Here is a 232-nt window from a genome sequence, read left to right as displayed (position 1 = left end):
GGCGAAGGCGCGCACCGCGGGATCGGCCGAGCGGCGTTCGGTGGTGGCGAGCACCACCGACTCGGCCCGGTGGGCACCGGCCTCCTCCAGCACGGCGTCCACCAGATGGCCGATCTCCGCGACGGTGGCCCCGGTGCGTACGCCGAGGCCGACCCCCAGCTCCGTGGCGTTCACAACCAGCCACTATAGGCTGGGGCGCCGGTCAGGCACCGGGCCACGCCGACAGGGGGTG

Annotated in this window: 1 protein-coding gene; it reads right to left on the bottom strand. The window is 75.0% G+C overall.

The window, feature by feature from the left end; genetic code table 11:
* On the bottom strand, positions 1-174 hold a 174-nt coding region (locus tag F1003_RS19270), incomplete at its 3' end, for a cobalamin biosynthesis protein (protein WP_162307031.1).
* Positions 175-232 lie beyond the last annotated feature (58 nt).

The organism is Winogradskyella ouciana, from assembly GCF_009709615.1.
GTDB lineage: Bacteria > Bacteroidota > Bacteroidia > Flavobacteriales > Flavobacteriaceae > Winogradskyella > Winogradskyella ouciana.
Note: the sequence above shows the minus strand (reverse complement) of the source record. Positions and strands in the feature narration are given on the sequence as shown.